The organism is Winogradskyella epiphytica (genome assembly GCF_003217215.1).
Lineage (GTDB): Bacteria > Bacteroidota > Bacteroidia > Flavobacteriales > Flavobacteriaceae > Winogradskyella > Winogradskyella epiphytica.
Window position 1 is genome coordinate 161,687 of the sequence record NZ_QJTD01000003.1, and the last position, 18,728, is coordinate 180,414.

The following is an 18,728-nucleotide window of genomic DNA, read 5'->3' on the forward strand; positions in this document are numbered from 1 at the left end:
CATATTAGAACTAACTTAGCTTGCATCGTTGAAATTTACGATTCGAAATGTAGTGAAATAAATAAAAAAAATCCCAAGATATGGTTTTAATCACACCTCAGGATTTTCTGGTAAAACTTGATTAATAGCTGATTTGTTTCTCAAGTTTTATGGCTTCAGGAAATAGAATATTATTTTCTAAATGTATATGTAGATGTAAATCTTTCTCAAACTCATCTAACATGGCGTAAGTCACTTTATAGGTGTTACATGCATCTGAAGGCGGCGTATAGTTATCCGTTAATTCAGCAATTTCTCTGAAACGCTGCCCTTCATTATCATGCTCTTCCATCATCATAGCTATTGGGTTCTCAACTGTGCCAAATTGTGGAGATTGAACTGGCGAATTGGCTAATTTGGCTTTTACCATCCTTTTTACAAAAGGGAAGAGAATCAGTTCTTCTTTCTTCATGTGGGATGCTAATTCACCGGTAGATGCATAGAATAAGTCTTTTATTTTGAATAATTCAGGATGTCTTTCTCCATGGACTTTACATAATTTATCTAAAAATTGACGTAAAACTGGAGTTTTCTCCTCGACATATCTGTGGTGTTTCTTTTCAATATATTCTGCCAATAAATCTATTGGCCACGATTTATAATCAATTGATTCTCCGGTTTTAGAATTTATAACCTGATGCAGTTCTTCTAGAACCTGTGAACTGTCTATGCCTTTCTTTTTGCAAGCTTCTTCAACAGTTCTATTTCCATTGCAACAAAAATCGATTTTATACTTTGAAAAGATAGCGGCTGTTCTGAAATCATCAGCAACATATTGCCCAATTTCTTTTTGAGAGTTCATTTGAAGTGTTTCCATAATATTAAGTATTTCGGATATATATATCCTATTTATGTTTAAATTTTTTTTTATATTTTCAAAAATGATGCGCCAGATGTAATATTTAGTGCCAATTCTTCTAAAGATGTATGCTCTAACATGAACTTTAAATCGTCTCTAACTAATTTGAATTTATCATGTACTGGACAAGGATGGGCTTCATTGCAACTTTGTAATCCCAATCCACAGCCTTTATAAATTTGATCGCCATCAATCGCATTAACGATCTGTGCTAATTTTATTTTTGAAATGGTGTCCTTATCAATTTCAAACCCGCCATAGGCGCCTTTCACAGATTTTATAATATGATGTCTTACTAAATCTTGAAGTATCTTAGCTGTAAAGGCAGTTGGTGAATCAATTTCCTTAGAAATTTCTTTCGGACTAACACGTCGACCATCATAAGAATTGATCGCTATGAAAATCGTTGCTTTTATACCATATTCACAGGCTTTTGAAAACACAAACCAATAATTATAATACAAATATAATGTATTATTTTTATATAGGATAGTTTTGTCTTAATTAAAATATAATATTTAATGACATTCGATAGTGCTTGTTGCTGTTTCCACAATTGGAGCAGGAGAGATGTAAGGAATACCTAAGCCTAATCCACGAAGAATAAACAAAACACCAATAATAACAACAAAAACCGGAATAGCTTTTTGAATACGTTGCTTAATCGTAGTATTTAAAAATTTACCTAAATAAATAGCTGTGGTCATTAATGGAATGGTACCAATTCCAAACAGAATCATATAAAAACTTCCTTCTACCAAGCTACCAGTGGCAATAGATCCGAAAACAGCCATATAAACTAATCCGCAAGGTAGAAAACCATTAAGAAAACCTATGGTTAAAAAGGTATCTGCTGTTTTCTTTTTTAAGGCTTTACCCAAAGACGTCTTTACTTTTGAAATAAGCTTATAAAGTGGTTGTGAGAGGTTGTATTTGCCAATTGTTTTATGAGGTAATATGACAATGACAATCATTAAAACACCAATAATAATAGAGAGTTGTTGCTGAATGCCAAATAGAGAAAAACTCTTCCCGACCAGTCCAAAAACTAAACCAATGATACTATAAGCCAATAGCCTACCAAAATGGTAAATACCGATTTGACTTACTTTTCTAAATGAATTGGATCTATCTACAGGCAACATAAAAGCAATAGGACCACACATGCCAACGCAGTGCAGACTTCCTAATAAACCTAATATGAGCGCAGATATAAGCATTTAATATGTGATTTCTTTTTTAAAGAGATAAGAATTAGTGTTATATTTCCAATCTACTTTAATGTTCCAACGACCATCCAACAAACGCTTGTCAGGTATGAGCAAATTATGGTTAGATAGTGAAATCTCAGTTTCAAAATCTAATTGTTTGTTAGATGGTCTATATAGGAACACTTTACCTTCAATATTTTTAATGTTTAAGTTCTCTGGAAAAGTGATTACAATACCTTCTTTGGTTGTTTTTAGAGTAATATTACTTTTTAAATGTTTTGCATTTTCTTCATGATCCAAGTCGGCTTGAAACTGAAGCTCCTGACCGTAATAATCTTCCACTACTAAATCGTGATCATATTTACGATCTGTACTCATGCTAATTACAAAGTACATGATAAAGGATATAAAACATACAAATGCAATTACGATTGCGGTTCCCCAATTTATTTTCATAATTCTTTTATTTTATTCCTGAATAACATTCAGGGCTTTATCATATTCTCGACAACTTTTGAGCTGAAAATGTTTAAAGCTTGTGCTCTTTTTTAATTGAAACTTCTAGGTCCTAAGAATGTTACCGAGGTGGTTTCAATAATCTCATCATTACTATAAAGATCTATCATCACCTCATTTTTATCACCAGACAAATCACTTTGTTTCAATTCTATAAATAGAGTGCCTTCTGCAATACCTTGGGCATCTACGTTAAATGTTTCTGAAGTAGACACTACATTTATAGTACCATCCCAACCTCTCAGCTTAAAGGTGATATCATCAAATTCTTGAGTGGTTTTATTAACCAGCTTAAAGGTGTAAACATTACTAATAATACCGTTGTCTTTATGTTCATACAACTGACCTGGTAATCGTAATATTCTTGCTTCAACATCGCTTCTCAATAATAACATACCAGCTAAAATTCCAATTAATATGGTGAGTACGGCCATGTACCCTTTCATACGAGCGGTTAATTTAAAGGGCTCTTTCTTTTCAATTTCATCTTCACTGGCAAAACGGATTAAGCCTTTTGGAAGATTAATACTTTCCATAATATGGTCGCATTCATCGATACATGCGGTGCAATTCACACATTCTAATTGGGTACCGTTTCTAATATCGATTCCTGTAGGACATACATTAACACATTGAGAACAATCTATACAATCTCCATGGCCTAGAGCTGCTCTGTCTTCCTTTTTTCTAAACTTTTTTCTACCATTCTCTCCTTCACCACGTTTGTGGTCGTAGGCGACAACAATAGATTTATTATCTAAAAGTACTCCTTGTAAACGGCCATAAGGACATGCAATAATGCACACTTGTTCTCTAAACCAGGCAAATACAAAATAGAAAACGGCTGTAAAGATGAGTAATGGTATCAATGTGCCAGCATGTTCAAAAGGCCCTTCAGTAATATACTTTATAAGTTTATCACTACCTATTAAATACGCTAGAAAAACATTGGCTATTAAAAACGAAATGACCAAAAAGATAAACCATTTTAATGCGCGTTTACGAATTTTTTCTGCATTCCATTTTTGTCGATCTAAGCGCATTTGTTTGTTTCGGTCACCATCAATCCAATATTCAATCCGTCTAAAAACCATTTCCATAAAAATGGTCTGTGGACAGATCCATCCGCAAAATACACGACCAAAGCCTACGGTGAATAGGGTTATAAAAATAACTCCAATCAACATAGAGATGACAAAGAGATAAAAATCTTGAGGCCAGAATGGAAATCCAAAAATATTGAATCGTCTTTCTAGGATATTAAATAATAGAAACTGATTACCATTAATTTTGATGAAGGGTGCGGCAAATAAAAAGGCTAATAATACATAGCTTACGAGCTTACGCTTTTCATATAATGGTCCAGAGGGTTTTTTAGGAAAAACCCACTTGCGTTTACCTTCTTCGTCAATTGTACCAATTGAATCTCTAAAAACTTCATTTCCTGGCGTTTCCATTACTTTATTAAATTAACTATTATTTAGAAAAAATCTTCTAATTCCAGTGTTATATTTACTCATCAGTGTCTTCTGGTACCCAAATATCACCTTCCGCTGCCTTTGGATTGGCAGGAGTGGTGCCCTGAAACTGTAAGACGTAACTAGCCACCTGTGCCATTTCTAGAGGTTTTAAACTTTGTTTCCAAGCCACCATACCTTTACCAGAACGTCCACCTTCAGATATCGTTTTAAATACGTTTTTGATGCCTCCACCTAAAATCCAATGTTTATCGGTTAGATTTGGACCAATTCCACCACCACCATCAGCCATGTGGCAGGCCACGCAGTTGGTTTCAAAAATCTTTTTACCAGCATTTAAATCCGCGGTTTCAGTTAATACTTCTACAGTGTTAATATCCACTAAACCTTTAGCTGTCTTTTTATATGCTTCAATGGCAGCATTAGCTTCTGCGTATTCAATTTCATATTCTACAAATTGGTCATCTGCATCCAAAACATGATAACGAACCATATATATCACAGCAAAAACTATAGAGATATAGAAGGAGTACACCCACCAAGGTGGTAAATTATTATCTAATTCTTTAATACCATCGTAATTATGGTCTAATATAATTTCACCTTCTTCTTCAATTGGTTTCTGTTTACCAACTAATTTAGAATACAATGCTTTTAATTTTGTGAATTGAGGTGTTTTAGATCGTGACGCTTCGTAGCGTTTTTTTCCTTCCTCATCTAAGCTTTGATAAAGAATATTATCTAAGGAGTTGACAATACCTTCAATGGCAATAAGCACTAGTAATATTAAAAATAAAAATAGTAAAATAATTGGCTGCTCAATAAAAGCAGGCTTATCTCCTGAATCTACAAAGTACTCTACGAGTCCAGCAATGGCAAAAAACACTACAGGTACTCTAATGTATGATGGGATTAAATGTCTCATATTGTGGTATCGTTTTGATTGTCTAATGGAATATTACTAACTGTGGTGATATAATCTTTCTTAGCTGTGATTACCCAATAGAATAACACAACAAAGAATATAAAGAAAATAAGAAGCGATATCAATGGGTATATCTCAATCCCTGTAATACTTTCTAAATGACCTTTTATAAATTTGAACATAATAAATTAGTTTTGAGCGGTTTCGTCTAAAATATCTTTAACTTTAATATCGGTACCTAGTCGCTGTAAATAAGCTATTAAGGCTACGATTTCTCTGTTTCGCATTTCTACGAAATCATCTCCTGAGGCTGCTTTATCAGCTTCATACGAGGCTACAAAATCTGGATCATTATAGAGGCTTTTTTCAATTTGTGTACCTTGCTCTAACATATCAGCCTGTGCGTTGGCTATATCTTCAGCTGAATATGGTACACCTAAGGATACCATAGTTTTCATTTTCATCTCAGTATCAGATTTATCCAATTCATCTCTAATTAACCATTGGTATGCTGGCATTATGGAACCGGTTGATGTACTTTGTGGATCGTACATATGATTAAAGTGCCAGTTGTCTGAGTATTTTCCTCCAACACGATGTAAATCTGGTCCAGTACGTTTACTTCCCCAAAGGAATGGATGATCGTATACAAATTCTCCAGCCTTAGAGTATTCTCCGTAACGCTCTACTTCCGATCTAAACGGACGTACCATTTGTGAGTGACAACCCACACAACCTTCTCTAATATAAATATCCCTTCCTTCAAGTTCTAAAGGTGTATAAGGTTTTACAGTACTAATTGTTGGAATATTAGATTTTACAACGATGGTTGGTATAATCTGTACGATACCACCAATTAAAATAGCGATTGTAGCATATATTGTTAAGAGTACAGGCTTACGCTCTAACCATGTGTGCCATCCTTCACCTGCAACACGACCTTTTGAAACACGTTTTAAAGCAGGAGCTTCAGCTAATTCATCTGTAACACCTTGCTTAGAGCTTACAACGGTTAGGATAACATTGACAACTAAAATAATCATCCCAGTGATGTATAAGGTGCCACCAATAGCACGCATCCAGTACATTGGCATAATTTCGGTTACGGTTTCTAGGAAGTTACCATAAACTAAAGTACCATCTGGGTTAAATTGTTTCCACATACTCGCTTGTGCAAAACCTGCAACATAGAGAGGTAGTGCATACAACATTATACCTAATGTTCCAATCCAAAAGTGTAAATTGGCTAAACCGATAGAGTATAATTTAGTTTTAAATAATTTTGGAATAAGGTAATAAATCATACCAAAGGCTAAGAAACCATTCCAAGCTAATGCACCAACGTGCACGTGTGCAATAATCCAATCCGTAAAGTGTGCAATAGCATTAACGTTTTTAAGCGATAACATCGGACCTTCAAAGGTTGCCATACCGTAACCTGTAATGGCTACAACCATAAACTTTAAAACAGGATCTGTACGCACCTTATCCCAAGCACCTCGCAAGGTTAAAAGCCCGTTAATCATACCACCCCAAGATGGCATTAATAGCATTACTGAGAAGGCTACACCTAAATGTTGTGCCCATTCTGGTAAGGCTGTATATAATAAGTGGTGCGGACCTGCCCAAATATAAATAAAGATTAATGACCAGAAGTGAACGATAGATAAGCGATAAGAGTACACAGGTCTGTTCGCCGCTTTAGGCACAAAATAATACATGAGACCCAAAAAAGGAGTGGTTAAGAAAAATGCAACTGCATTATGTCCATACCACCATTGTACTAAGGCATCTTGTACACCAGCATATACCGAATAACTTTTCATACCTGTGAAACTTACAGGAAGCGCTAAACTATTAAAAATGTGAAGTACAGCAACCGTAACAAACGTTGCTAAGTAGAACCATAAGGCCACGTACAAGTGTCGTTGGCGACGTTTTAACATCGTACCGATAAGATTAATACCAAAAGCCACCCAGATTAAGGCAATAGCAATATCTATTGGCCACTCTAGCTCGGCATACTCTTTAGACGTAGAATAACCTAAAGGCAATGTAATTGCTGCTGCAACAATAATAAGTTGCCATCCCCAGAAATTTAAATTACTTAAAAAGTCGCTAAACATTCTTGCTTTTAGGAGGCGTTGCGTAGAGTAGTAGACACCTGCAAAGATGGCATTACCCACAAATGCAAAAATCACCGCATTGGTGTGTAAAGGTCGTAATCGACCAAAACTCAACCAAGAGACACCATCGGTCATGTTTGGGAATAAAAACATAAAGGCCAAAATGAGCCCTACAAGCATCCCAACAACTCCCCAAAAAATGGTAGCATAAAGGAATTTTTTAACGATTTTATTATCGTAATAGAATTGTTGCATTTCCATATTTAATATAATTAGTCAGTTTTAGTTTGTTTCGTTGTATTGGTTTGTTTCTTTACAAGTTCGTCTTCAAAAAGCATTCGAACGGATGGAGTATAGTCATCGTCATATTGTCCGGACTTCACTGCCATAATGAAAATGACAAAAAAAGCCACACCAATAACCACGCTAACTGATAACAAAATATAAATAACACTCATACCTACTGAAGTTATGGCTCAAAAGTACTATTGAGACTGTTTTAAAAATATGATAAAAATCATGTTTACTTATTTTTATTCATTCTATTCGTTTCCCTAATAAATTTGTGGCAACGGTTGTAAATACCACAATACTAATAGAGCTTAAAGGCATTAATATTGCTGCAACAACAGGTTCTAATTGTCCGGTTGTTGCAAAATATAACCCTATTATATTATAAAAAAATGACAATACAAAACTCCACTTAATAATTTTTATGGCTGATTTAGACGTTTGAATATAGCTATATAATTGCTTAAATTTTGACGCATCTAAAATAGCATCACAAGCTGGTGAAAAGACATTGACGTCTTCCGAAATAGCGATACCCACATTACTTTGTGCCAAAGCACCTGCATCATTTAGACCATCACCAATCATAAGTACCTTAGCACCTTCAGATTGATGATACTTTATAAACTCTAACTTGTCTTCAGGTTTTTGATTGAATATTAATTTCGTTTTCGTTGGAAGTAATTTCTTTAAATTCTCTAATTCACCTTCATTATCACCAGATAAAATGACCAAATCAAATTCCTTTTTTAGCTGATTGAATAATTTAGAGACACCTTTTCTATAACTATTATAAAAGGTGAATTTTCCTTTGTACACATTATTACTACTTACGTGGACCGTTGTATTTAATGCTGCATTATTCTCGGGATTACCCACAAAACTCGCCGATCCAATTTTAAGAGCAATATTATCGTGTTTTGCTTCAATTCCTTTTCCAACGTGTTCTTCAAACCTATCAAGGGTGATAATGTTATTCGCTTCTAGTATATTGTATAAGGTTCTACTTAAAGGATGATTAGAGCCTCTTAATGAGTTTTTAAGAACTGTATTTTCAGAATCACTGAGTAAATCACCATCATATTCAGCATTGCTATCTTTATTGGAGGTAATGGTTCCTGTCTTATCAAAAATGACTGTATTTATCTGAGCAAGTTGTTCAATAACTGTGGCATTTTTTACATAGAATTTTAACTTCCCAAAAATCCGTAATAGGTTTCCAAATGTATAAGGAGCCGATAGTGCAATCGCACAAGGACAAGCGATAATTAACACGGCAGTAAATACATTCATGGCTTTACTAGGATCGAGAAATAACCAAATGGAAGTAGAAATAAAGGCAATACTCAATACAGCAATCGTAAAATGCTTACTGATGGCATTCGTAATGTTTGTAAAACCATCTTCTTTATTTTTGCTGAAGACATCATTACTCCATAATTGTGTGAGATAACTTTGTTCAACAGATTTTAAAGCCTCCATTTCAATAACCCCATTGGTTTGTTTTCCACCTGCAAATATTTTATCTCCGGATTCTTTTGATACCGTTTGTGATTCTCCAGTAACAAAACTATAGTCAATTTTAGCTCTACCATTTATTAGAATCCCATCCACAGGTATTAATTCTTCATTTCGGATTAAAATACGATCACCTTTTTCTATATCATAAACTTGAATAGATTGCTCTTCACCATCTCTATTTATTTTTGTGATGGCGATAGGGAAATAGGATTTATAATCGCGCTCAAAAGATAAGAAGTCATAGGTTTTCTGTTGAAAGAATCGTCCAGTAAGTAGGAAAAATACCAGTCCGGCCAAACTATCAAAAAAGCCTGAACCTAAGTCGAACATTATTTCAACGGTGCTTCTAATAAACAAAACTGCAACTCCTAAAGCAATAGGAACGTCAATATTTAGCACTTTAGCTTTGAGTCCTTTATATGCTGAAATAAAATAATCTTGTGCAGAATAAAAAACAATGGGTACAGACATGGCAAACATTAACCATCGGAAAAATGGTTTATACTGTTCTAACCAAAATTCATTAATCTCGAAATACTCAGGAAATGAAAGGAACATAATGTTTCCAAATCCAAATCCAGCGACACCGAGTTTATAGATTAATGTACGATTGATATGTTTCTTACCCGATTTAAAATCGTCTAAACTAATATAAGGTTCATAGCCAATAGAACTAAGCAACATCACCACCTCTTTCAAGCTAGTTTTATCGGAGTTATAAGTTACTCTAACCGTCTTCTTACCAAAGTTAACTTGAGAGTCAGAAATATTAGGGTTGAGCTTGTTTAAATTTTCAAGTATCCAAATACAAGAGCTGCAATGAATATGAGGAATGTATAAAGTGGCAATTTCAATAGAATCACTTCGAAACTCCGTTAGTTTTTCAATAATATTCTCTTGTGTTAGGAAATCATATTTTCCCTCAATTTCCTTGGGAATAGCTCCCGGAGAGTTTTGTAAATCGTAATAACAGGTTAAGTCGTTTTCATTGAAAATCTCAAAAACAGTCTTACAGCCATTACAACAGAATGTCTTGTCCTGATACTTTATTGGATGCTTACCGCAATCGTCACCACAGTGAAAACAAGAATTGCTTTCCATACTTAAACTTGCTCAATTATACCTGCGACAAAGGTCTCTAAACATGAGAATAGAAACTATGATATTTGTCATGTTTTGATTAACTTTGAAACCTATCAAATATAAGGTATTATGAGTAAATGTGAGCAGTGTATTTCGCGGCAGTTGAATTCAATGAAAACCTTAACTACAGAGGAGTTAAGACAGGTGTCTGCTTGTAAATCGACACGCTTTTACAAAAAGGGAGATGTTATATTTGATGAAGGAGAATCGTTGAACGGCATCTTTTGTGTACGTTCAGGTGTTGCTAAACTCACTAAATTGAGTGCTAACGGTAAAGACCACACTGTAAAACTATTAGGAAAAGGAGAACTATTAGGTCAGCGTTCTGTTATTAGTGACGAACGCACCAACCTCAGTGCAGTAGCTATAAATGATATTGAGTTATGTTATGTGCCCAAAGATCAATTATTGACACATATACAAGGCAACAATGCTTTTTCACTTGATATCTTGAGAAATTTAGCTACGGATTTAAGAGGAGCTGAGGACGATTTAATTAACATGGCACAGAAGTCGGTGAAACAGCGTTTGACTGAAGTATTAATCTATGTTCAAAATACGTTTGGTCATGATTCTGAAGGATATTTGAGCTTGGTGCTTTCGCGCGAAGAGTATGCAAGTATTGTTGGTACAGCCACAGAATCTGCCATTAGAATTTTATCGCAATTCAAAAAAGATGGATTAATTTCTACAACAGGAAAACAAATTAAGATAGAAAATTTAGAAGGGTTAAAACGTATTGGATAAATATAACTATCCCTAATTCTACGATGTATAAGTTTAGTTCGTACGTAATATTTTCTCCATTTTTCGCCCTTTAGCTAATTCGTCTACTAACTTATCTAAATATCTCACTTGTTTTGTAATGGGGTTTTTTAATTCCTCAATACGATAACCACAGATTACACCTTTAATAAGATTCGCATTCGGATTTAAATTGAAAGTTTCAAAGGTCGCTTTTTCATCAATAAGCGCTTGCAATTTACCTTCGTTGAAACCTGTTAACCATTCAATGACATGGTGAAGTTCTTCTTTTGTTCGGCCTTTCTTTTCAACTTTTGTTATATAGTGAGGATAAACTGATGCGAAAGTCATTTTTGTGATGCGTTCATTGTGTTCTGGAGTTGTTTTCATGTGAGTTGAAGTTTCAAAGATGTGTTAGGATAAACTTCAAATTTACAAAGTCTTTTTACTTTTAAAATAAAAGATGAGCTTGATTTACAAAAGAGATGTTAATGCTTCTATTAGCCACTAAAAATGTGGTATTTTTATAATGTTATGAGAAAAAAAACAAATAAATCTGGTTTTATATTTACGTCTTATGAGGCACCTAACCAGTCTCCTTTTGAAAAGTTGTTTGAGATTTTTAAGGAGCTAATTACTTATACTTCAGGTGATTTTGACGAGGCTATAGATTGGATGAAGCAGCTTGATAAAGAATATAAGTTAACAACGCCAGACTATACTATAGATGATTTTGTTGAAGATTTAAAAAAGAAAGGTTATATCAGAGAGGAAATAGATCCAGATGCTAGTGGCGGAAGCGGAATAACAATAACAGCAAAGACAGAACGTGCCATACGACAACAAGCTTTGGATCATATTTTTGGAAAAATAAAACGAAGTGGCTCTGGTAATCATAAAAGTAAAGGTGTTGGTTTAGGTGATGAACATACAGGCGACTTTAGAGCTTATCAATTTGGTGATGCTTTAGATAAGGTGTCCATGACCGAAAGTATAAGAAACGCACAAATAAACAATGGGATTGGCGATTTTAGCATTACTGAAGATGATTTAGTTGTTGAAGAAACTTTGCATAAAAGTCAGATGAGTACGATACTGATGATAGATATAAGTCACAGTATGATCTTATATGGCGAAGACCGAATTACTCCGGCTAAAAAAGTAGCAATGGCCTTAGCTGAATTGATAACAACCCGTTACCCAAAGGATTCTTTAGAAATCTTGGTGTTTGGGAATGATGCTTGGCCTATAAAAATTAAAGACCTGCCTTACCTAAAAGTTGGACCCTACCATACGAATACGGTTGCTGGACTGCAATTAGCCATGGATATGCTAAGAAGAAAGCGAAACACCAATAAACAAATATTTATGATTACAGACGGTAAACCGAGTTGTATTCGCTTACCTGACGGCCAATATTATAAAAATAGTAATGGTTTAGACCCGTATATCACAAACAAGTGTTACGCCATGGCTCAACAAGCTAGACGATTACATATACCAATTACCACATTTATGATTGCCGAAGATCCATACCTCATGCAGTTTATTAGAGAATTTACACAAGCTAATAGAGGCAAGGCCTTTTATACAGGATTAAAGGGATTGGGCGAAATGATTTTTGAAGATTACGAAAATAATAGAAAGAAAAGAATTAAGGGATAAATAATAAGCTGTTAACCTTTCAGTGTTTGCGCTTAACTTTTTTAAAATTGAAGAATTTGCGAATCGCATGAAACGAACAGCCAAAAGCTATACTATGAATAACATTAAAACACTAGGTGAATTAAAACAATCAGTTTATCAATCCAAATCTATTAAGGATGAGCTGCGAGATAATTTAATTGAAAACATTAAAAATAAAAAGAACAGTTTTGAAGGCATCCATGGTTATGAAAACACGGTCATTCCAGAATTAGAACGAGCGATTCTTTCACGCCATAATATTAATTTGTTAGGATTACGAGGTCAAGCCAAAACACGTTTAGCGCGTATGATGGTAAATTTATTGGATGATTATATACCTGTAGTTGAAGGTTCTGAAATAAATGATGATCCTTTAAACCCTATTTCAAGATATGCGAAAGAACTAATTGCCGAAAAAGGTGATGAAACGCCTATTCTATGGTTACGTAAAAATGATCGTTTTGCTGAAAAACTAGCCACTCCAGATGTGACTGTAGCGGATATAATTGGAGATGTGGATCCTATTAAAGCAGCAAATTTAAAATTGAGTTATGCCGATGATCGTGTGATTCATTATGGAATGATTCCAAGAGCCAACCGTTGCATATTTGTAATTAACGAATTACCCGATTTACAAGCTCGAATCCAAGTTGCACTATTCAATATTTTACAGGAAGGAGATATTCAAATTAGAGGATTTAAATTGAGGTTGCCATTAGATATGCAATTCGTGTTTACTGCAAATCCTGAAGACTATACCAATAGAGGGAGTATTGTCACGCCTTTAAAAGATAGAATTGGATCACAAATTTTAACACATTACCCTGGGTCTGTAGAAACAGCAAGAAGTATAACGGTTCAAGAAGCGAAATTAGATGCGCGACAAGTTGAATCGGTTTATGTTCCAGATTTAGCCAAAGATTTATTGGAACAAATTAGTTTTGAAGCTAGAGAGAGTGAATATGTAGACATAAAAAGTGGTGTAAGTGCAAGAATGAGTATCACTGCTTTTGAAAATTTGCTGAGTACCGCAGAACGTCGTGCTTTATTAGCAGGAGATGAAAATACCTCAGTACGATTATCTGATTTTGTTGGTGTGATTCCTGCAATAACCGGAAAAGTAGAATTAGTATATGAAGGTGAACAAGAAGGCGCTGATTTCGTCGCCAATGAATTACTGAATAGTGCGATTAAAACACTATTCCCAGACTATTTTCCTAAGATTGAAAAATTAGAAAAGCAAGGTGAAGAAACTCCCTATGACGATGTACTATCTTGGTTTTTTCAAGGAAGTGGATTTGAATTGATGGACGATTTTAATGACGAAACCTACAAATCAAAGTTGGATGAGATTAGTCCTTTAGATGCTTTGATTGCCGAATATCAGCCGGATATTGATCCTAAAGATGTTTATTTTGAAAAGGAATTTATCCTTTGGGGCTTGGTGCAATTTAATAAGTTAAGTAAACATCGTTATTCTGAAGGGACACAATTTCAAGACCCTTATGGTAGTTTTATAAACGGTTTATAAGTGATAAAGAAAGACCTGCTAAAATTTCGAAATTTAGCAGGTCTTTTTAATTCTACTTAATCTGTCTAGTATAAATTAAAAAGTTTCGATCTATACGAATCTCGCTGGCAGCAATAGATTTTGTTTGCCAGTCCGCTTTTGGAAATAACCATTCAATATGGTCATCTATTTCGATTTTTATTGGCATATCAAAACCTTCAACAATACTCGTCCAACGATACTTTAATTGTCCATTTTTAATTTCATATTCTAAAGTCGGAATTTTTGTAGTTCTTAGATATTGATTAAAAAAATCTGTCAAGTCAATCCCGGATTGTTGACTAATATAATTTTCAATCTGTTTTGTTGTCACGGTTTGATGGTAAAATTCAGAATTTAATCCTCTTAGAATTTGTCTCCATTTTTCATCATCTTCGATGAGTTGACGCAAGGTGTGAAGAATATTCGCTCCTTTATAATACATATCGCTTGAGCCTTCATTATTTACCTCGTAATTTCCTATGATAGGTTTATCATTTTGAATATTTAATCGTGTGCCAATTACATAATCTGCCGATGCTTCTTTGCCGTAATGATAATCCAAAAACAAATTCTCGGAGTAAGCCGTAAAGCTTTCATGGATCCACATATCTGCGATATCCTTGTTGGTAATATTATTAGCAAACCATTCGTGTCCAGCCTCATGAATAATGATAAAATCGAATTTTAATCCCCAACCTGTACCGGAAACATCTCGACCTAAATAGCCTTTTTTATATTTATTACCATAGGTTACTGAACTTTGGTGCTCCATTCCTAAATACGGAACCTCGACCAATTTAAAACTATCTTCGTAAAATGGATAAGGGCCAAACCAGTGCTCAAATGCTTCCATCATTTTTGGTGCATCTTTAAAATGATCTTTGGCTAATTCTATATGGTCTCTAAGAACCCAATAATCCATATCTAATTCGCCTTTCTCTCCTTGATAAACTTCTGAAAAATTGACATAATCGCCAATATTGACATTCACGCCATAATTGTTAATTGGATTGCTTACAAACCAATGGGAGGTTACGGTTTTTTCATTTTCTACTAAGTCACGTAAGCGACCGTTAGAGACATTCATTAAACCTTTAGGATTGGTCACGCTAATTAACATGCTATCTACTTCGTCGTACATATGGTCTTTATTTGGCCACCAAACACTAGCGCCTAATCCTTGGCAGGACGTTGCAATAAAGTGTTTTCCGTTGTCGTCCCTTTTCCATGAAAAACCACCATCCCAAGGCGCACGTTTAGCGACTTTTGGTTGACCTTCATAATAAACGTCGATGGAATTTAGTTCATCAATAAGTTGATTTTTTTTTAAGGTGATGAAGTGGGCGTTTCCATCATGTTCAACTTTAAGTTCTTTTCCATTTTGAAGAACTTTAGTGATTTGTAAAGGCGGTTGCAGGTCTATTTGCATCACTTGATGAGGTTTCAATACTTTATATTGTATTGTATTTTTTCCTGAAATAAATTTTTCTTCAGGCTTCACCTCAATATCTAAATGATAATAGGTTAAATCCCACCACTCGCGTTCAGGTGTAATACTTCCTCTTAACGTGTCTTGTCTTGTAAATTGATTCTTGTCGGTAAGTAAACCTTGACTTTTACAGCTAGTGATAACAAACAGGACAGAGAATAGGAATAAGAATGACTTCATATTGGTATATAGAAATTTGTAGTTTTATTGAATGAGATAAAGATAGAAAAATAAAAAAGCCAATTCGCCAAAATGGGTATTTTGGGTTGAATTGGCTTTAAAGCATTTAACTTCATATTAAAGTTAAAAAGGAGTAGGGCATAAGCTATCGCTTATTTCTTTTTTGTTTCAATATCGCCTGCTATTACTAATTTTGAAGCCGTTGAATTTGTTGAAAGTCGTGATATGTCTTTGATTCCATATTTTGATAAGTCGGCAATGAATTGCCAGTCAGAATCTTCTTTTAAAGCTAATTTATATAAATTATTTGCTTTTCCTGAAAGTAATGTGTCATGATTTAACCAACATATATCTTCAACATTTTCTATACTATTTGTGATGAATATTATGTCACCATTTACAGGATTTAAAGACTTTACTTGCCATTGATCGTTATTTTCTTTTGAAATAAAACTAACCAAATTAGAGTTTGGAATCTTATGAAAAGAACGTCCAACATTAGAAGCATATTTTGTGTTAGTGCCATCGCTTAAATTAGAAACATATAGGTTTAGCTGATCACCTTCAATGACTGCAGAAACAATGGTATTATCATTGTACCAAGTATAATAGGCAACAACTAAGTCTTTTATCAGTTCTTTAGATTGTCCGTTTTTTAAATTATACGAGTATAGTCGTTGTTTTCCGTCTTTATCTAATCGTACGGCAGAGACCTCTTGTTTATTGGGGATTTTTAATGGTGAATATTCGCCGCCTTCAGTGGAGTTAATCCACGCTTTTGAGTTATCACGAGTGTCATATTTGGAAATATCAGTTTGTCCATTTCGTGTAGATGCAAATACAATATAGCGATCATCTATGAATGAAGGTTGATTATCATAGCCTTCATTATTTGATAGAATTTTAGCATTTTTCAATGTTATTGTAGACTGATCCGTTTCTAAATCAAATAGAAAGATTTCGATATTAGATTGTGAATAGATAGAAAGAGTAAATAAGCAAAAAAGGAATTTTAAGGTTTTCATTTTAACTAATTTAAATTATCTAAATATACGGAATTAAAAAAGCCAATTCAACCCAATAAAAATATTGAGAGAATTGGCTTTTAAAACATATAGTTTTCTAAAGTTTAGAAAGCGTATTTGTTTTCAGCTTTTACTTTTTCTGCGATTTCGTTACGTAAGTCTACGATATCCGGATAGTTTTGATACTTAGTAAAACGCTTAAGTCCCATTAACATCATACGTTGCTCATCTCCTTCAGCAAAAGAAATAATACTTTCTTTTCCTTTTTTCTCAATGATATCTACAGCTTGGTATAAATATAATTTTGACATAGCGATTTGTACCGATTGTGAATCTTCACCAAAACGTTTAGCATTCTTTTCTGTTCTTAAGATAGCAGACTCCGCCATATAGATTTCAATTAAGATATCTGCAGCTGCAGTTAATAATTGTTGGTGCTGTTCTAAATCTGGTCCGAATTTTTGAACTGCTCCACCAGCAACCATTAAGAAGGTCTTTTTTAACTTCTTAATCATTTCTTTTTCTTCAGAAAATAATTCAGAATAATCTGGGGTATCAAAAGAAGGAATTCCCATTAATTCTTCTTGAACTTTTTGTGCAGGACCTAATAAGTCAACATGACCTTTCATGGCTTTCTTCACTAACATACCAACACATAACATTCTGTTAATTTCGTTAGTACCTTCATAAATACGAGCAATTCTTGCATCTCTCCAAGCGGCTTCCATAGGCGTTTCTTCTGAGAATCCCATTCCACCAAAGATTTGGATGCCTTCATCTGCAGCATTCTGAACATCTTCAGAAACGGCAACTTTTAAGATAGAACACTCAATCGCGTATTCTTCAACACCTTTTAATTCAGCTTCTTGATGTGAATTTCCAGCGGCTTCACGCATAGCGATTCTGTCTTCAATATTTTTTGAAGCTCTGTAAGTCGCTGATTCACCAACATAGGCACTAGTTGCCATTTCAGCGAGCTTTATTTTAATTGCTCCGAAATCTGCAATCGGTGTATTAAATTGCTTACGCTCGTTAGCATATTGTACAGCTGTAGTTAAAATTCTTCTTTGAGAATCTAAACAAGCTGCTGCTAATTTGATACGACCCACATTAAGAGCATTCATAGCGATTTTGAATCCTTCGCCACGACCAGCTAACATATTTTCTACAGGAACAACCGTGTCGTTAAAGAAGACTTGACGTGTAGAACTTGCACGAATACCTAATTTATGTTCTTCTTCACCTAATGTAATTCCGTTAGGATTGTCTTTATCATATTCAACAATAAATCCAGTAATGTTTTTATCGTCTTCAATACGAGCAAATACGATCATCAAGCTACAGAAACCTGCATTTGAGATCCACATTTTTTGTCCGTTAATTTTATAGCTTTTTCCATCTGCTGATAGAGTAGCAGTCGTTTTACCAGAGTTGGCATCAGATCCAGCGCCTGGTTCTGTTAAACAGTAAGCACCAAACCATTCACCTGAAGCTAACTTAGGTACGTATTTTTGTTTTTGTTCTTCTGTCCCATAAAGGGTGATTGGCATAGTTCCAATTCCTGTATGTGCACCAAAAGCCGTACTAAAAGAACCTGTTCCAGATGAAATATAATCACAAGTTAGTACTGTAGAGACAAATCCCATTCCCATTCCGCCATAAGCTTCAGGTACAGCAACACTTAAGAAGCCCATATCACCAGCTTTACGCATTACTTCTTCTGTTAATGCATATTCTTTCGCTTCAAAACGTGCTTTATGAGGAATGATTTCACGATCGTTAAATTCCTTTACCGACTCTTTCATCATGGTTTGCTCTTCTGAAAAATCTTCAGGAGTAAATACGTCTTGGCAATCTGTTTCCTTTACTAGGAATTGTCCGCCTCTTAATAAGTCTTTTTCTTTTGTTTCCATTATTTTTAAGATTAAAGAAGATAGAGAATA

Annotated in this window: 17 protein-coding genes; 3 read left to right on the forward strand and 14 right to left on the reverse strand. The window is 34.4% G+C overall.

What is annotated here, in order from left to right; all coding sequences use genetic code 11:
• Positions 1-121 precede the first annotated feature (121 nt).
• The 10 genes from ric to DFQ11_RS09685 all read right to left on the reverse strand — a co-directional run bounded on the left by ric (position 122) and on the right by DFQ11_RS09685 (position 10,067).
• The gene (ric, locus tag DFQ11_RS09640; protein ID WP_110475680.1) at positions 122-856 is read right to left on the reverse strand and encodes an iron-sulfur cluster repair di-iron protein; all 735 of its coding nucleotides are present in this window, start codon (positions 854-856) and stop codon (positions 122-124) included.
• Between the two features lie 50 nt (positions 857-906).
• The gene (locus tag DFQ11_RS09645; protein ID WP_110475681.1) at positions 907-1,341 is read right to left on the reverse strand and encodes an RrF2 family transcriptional regulator; all 435 of its coding nucleotides are present in this window, start codon (positions 1,339-1,341) and stop codon (positions 907-909) included.
• Positions 1,342-1,416: 75 nt separating this feature from the next.
• Entirely contained in the window at positions 1,417-2,118 is a 702-nt protein-coding gene (locus tag DFQ11_RS09650) for a sulfite exporter TauE/SafE family protein (RefSeq protein WP_110475682.1), read from the reverse strand.
• Complete coding sequence (locus tag DFQ11_RS09655; RefSeq protein ID WP_110475683.1) at positions 2,119-2,565, reverse strand: FixH family protein; 447 nt, start codon at positions 2,563-2,565, stop codon at positions 2,119-2,121.
• Positions 2,566-2,657: 92 nt separating this feature from the next.
• Positions 2,658-4,082 (reverse strand): cytochrome c oxidase accessory protein CcoG, encoded by a 1,425-nt coding sequence (gene ccoG / locus DFQ11_RS09660; protein WP_110475684.1) that lies wholly within the window; start codon positions 4,080-4,082, stop codon positions 2,658-2,660.
• Between the two features lie 55 nt (positions 4,083-4,137).
• A complete protein-coding gene (locus tag DFQ11_RS09665; protein ID WP_110475685.1) occupies positions 4,138-5,028 on the reverse strand; it encodes a cbb3-type cytochrome c oxidase N-terminal domain-containing protein in 891 nt (296 codons plus the stop codon).
• Positions 5,025-5,210, reverse strand: a complete 186-nt coding sequence (locus tag DFQ11_RS09670) for a CcoQ/FixQ family Cbb3-type cytochrome c oxidase assembly chaperone (protein ID WP_092444043.1) — start codon at positions 5,208-5,210, stop codon at positions 5,025-5,027. The genes DFQ11_RS09665 and DFQ11_RS09670 overlap by 4 nt, the downstream gene beginning before the upstream one ends.
• 6 nt (positions 5,211-5,216) lie before the next feature.
• Complete coding sequence (gene ccoN, locus DFQ11_RS09675; RefSeq protein ID WP_110475686.1) at positions 5,217-7,415, reverse strand: cytochrome-c oxidase, cbb3-type subunit I; 2,199 nt, start codon at positions 7,413-7,415, stop codon at positions 5,217-5,219.
• An 11-nt stretch (positions 7,416-7,426) separates the two neighbouring features.
• On the reverse strand, positions 7,427-7,612 hold the full coding sequence (gene ccoS / locus DFQ11_RS09680; RefSeq protein WP_092444039.1) for a cbb3-type cytochrome oxidase assembly protein CcoS: 186 nt from the start codon (positions 7,610-7,612) through the stop codon (positions 7,427-7,429).
• Between the two features lie 79 nt (positions 7,613-7,691).
• Positions 7,692-10,067, reverse strand: coding sequence for a heavy metal translocating P-type ATPase (locus DFQ11_RS09685; protein WP_110475687.1), 2,376 nt, complete (start codon positions 10,065-10,067; stop codon positions 7,692-7,694).
• 153 nt (positions 10,068-10,220) lie between these two features.
• On the opposite strand from DFQ11_RS09685, the gene DFQ11_RS09690 reads away from it, so the two are divergent.
• Entirely contained in the window at positions 10,221-10,856 is a 636-nt protein-coding gene (locus tag DFQ11_RS09690; RefSeq protein ID WP_229791276.1) for a Crp/Fnr family transcriptional regulator, read from the forward strand.
• A gap of 33 nt (positions 10,857-10,889) precedes the next feature.
• Here the strand turns inward: DFQ11_RS09690 and DFQ11_RS09695 are convergent, their stop codons facing one another.
• Positions 10,890-11,243 (reverse strand): DUF2200 domain-containing protein, encoded by a 354-nt coding sequence (locus DFQ11_RS09695; RefSeq protein ID WP_110475689.1) that lies wholly within the window; start codon positions 11,241-11,243, stop codon positions 10,890-10,892.
• Between the two features lie 144 nt (positions 11,244-11,387).
• On the opposite strand from DFQ11_RS09695, the gene DFQ11_RS09700 reads away from it, so the two are divergent.
• Positions 11,388-12,518: a vWA domain-containing protein gene (locus tag DFQ11_RS09700; RefSeq protein ID WP_110475769.1), complete on the forward strand. Its 1,131-nt coding sequence runs from the start codon at positions 11,388-11,390 to the stop codon at positions 12,516-12,518.
• A gap of 94 nt (positions 12,519-12,612) precedes the next feature.
• Positions 12,613-14,070, forward strand: coding sequence for a MoxR family ATPase (locus DFQ11_RS09705; protein ID WP_110475770.1), 1,458 nt, complete (start codon positions 12,613-12,615; stop codon positions 14,068-14,070).
• Positions 14,071-14,122: 52 nt separating this feature from the next.
• Here the strand turns inward: DFQ11_RS09705 and DFQ11_RS09710 are convergent, their stop codons facing one another.
• The 3 genes from DFQ11_RS09710 to DFQ11_RS09720 form a co-directional block, all read right to left on the reverse strand.
• Positions 14,123-15,760, reverse strand: coding sequence for a M1 family metallopeptidase (locus DFQ11_RS09710; protein ID WP_110475690.1), 1,638 nt, complete (start codon positions 15,758-15,760; stop codon positions 14,123-14,125).
• A gap of 152 nt (positions 15,761-15,912) precedes the next feature.
• The gene (locus DFQ11_RS09715; RefSeq protein WP_110475691.1) at positions 15,913-16,785 is read right to left on the reverse strand and encodes a PD40 domain-containing protein; all 873 of its coding nucleotides are present in this window, start codon (positions 16,783-16,785) and stop codon (positions 15,913-15,915) included.
• Between the two features lie 104 nt (positions 16,786-16,889).
• Positions 16,890-18,698, reverse strand: a complete 1,809-nt coding sequence (locus DFQ11_RS09720) for an acyl-CoA dehydrogenase family protein (protein WP_110475692.1) — start codon at positions 18,696-18,698, stop codon at positions 16,890-16,892.
• Between the last annotated feature and the right edge of the window lie 30 nt (positions 18,699-18,728).

Coding starts and splice junctions, on each gene's coding strand:
- ric (WP_110475680.1), bottom strand. CDS start 856: ATGGAAACACTTCAAATGAACTCTCAAAAAGAAATTGGGCAATATGTT.
- DFQ11_RS09650 (WP_110475682.1), bottom strand. CDS start 2,118: ATGCTTATATCTGCGCTCATATTAGGTTTATTAGGAAGTCTGCACTGC.
- DFQ11_RS09655 (WP_110475683.1), bottom strand. CDS start 2,565: ATGAAAATAAATTGGGGAACCGCAATCGTAATTGCATTTGTATGTTTT.
- ccoG (WP_110475684.1), bottom strand. CDS start 4,082: ATGGAAACGCCAGGAAATGAAGTTTTTAGAGATTCAATTGGTACAATT.
- DFQ11_RS09665 (WP_110475685.1), bottom strand. CDS start 5,028: ATGAGACATTTAATCCCATCATACATTAGAGTACCTGTAGTGTTTTTT.
- DFQ11_RS09670 (WP_092444043.1), bottom strand. CDS start 5,210: ATGTTCAAATTTATAAAAGGTCATTTAGAAAGTATTACAGGGATTGAG.
- ccoN (WP_110475686.1), bottom strand. CDS start 7,415: ATGGAAATGCAACAATTCTATTACGATAATAAAATCGTTAAAAAATTC.
- ccoS (WP_092444039.1), bottom strand. CDS start 7,612: ATGAGTGTTATTTATATTTTGTTATCAGTTAGCGTGGTTATTGGTGTG.
- DFQ11_RS09685 (WP_110475687.1), bottom strand. CDS start 10,067: ATGGAAAGCAATTCTTGTTTTCACTGTGGTGACGATTGCGGTAAGCAT.
- DFQ11_RS09690 (WP_229791276.1), top strand. CDS start 10,221: ATGAAAACCTTAACTACAGAGGAGTTAAGACAGGTGTCTGCTTGTAAA.
- DFQ11_RS09695 (WP_110475689.1), bottom strand. CDS start 11,243: ATGAAAACAACTCCAGAACACAATGAACGCATCACAAAAATGACTTTC.
- DFQ11_RS09700 (WP_110475769.1), top strand. CDS start 11,388: ATGAGAAAAAAAACAAATAAATCTGGTTTTATATTTACGTCTTATGAG.
- DFQ11_RS09705 (WP_110475770.1), top strand. CDS start 12,613: ATGAATAACATTAAAACACTAGGTGAATTAAAACAATCAGTTTATCAA.
- DFQ11_RS09710 (WP_110475690.1), bottom strand. CDS start 15,760: ATGAAGTCATTCTTATTCCTATTCTCTGTCCTGTTTGTTATCACTAGC.
- DFQ11_RS09715 (WP_110475691.1), bottom strand. CDS start 16,785: ATGAAAACCTTAAAATTCCTTTTTTGCTTATTTACTCTTTCTATCTAT.
- DFQ11_RS09720 (WP_110475692.1), bottom strand. CDS start 18,698: ATGGAAACAAAAGAAAAAGACTTATTAAGAGGCGGACAATTCCTAGTA.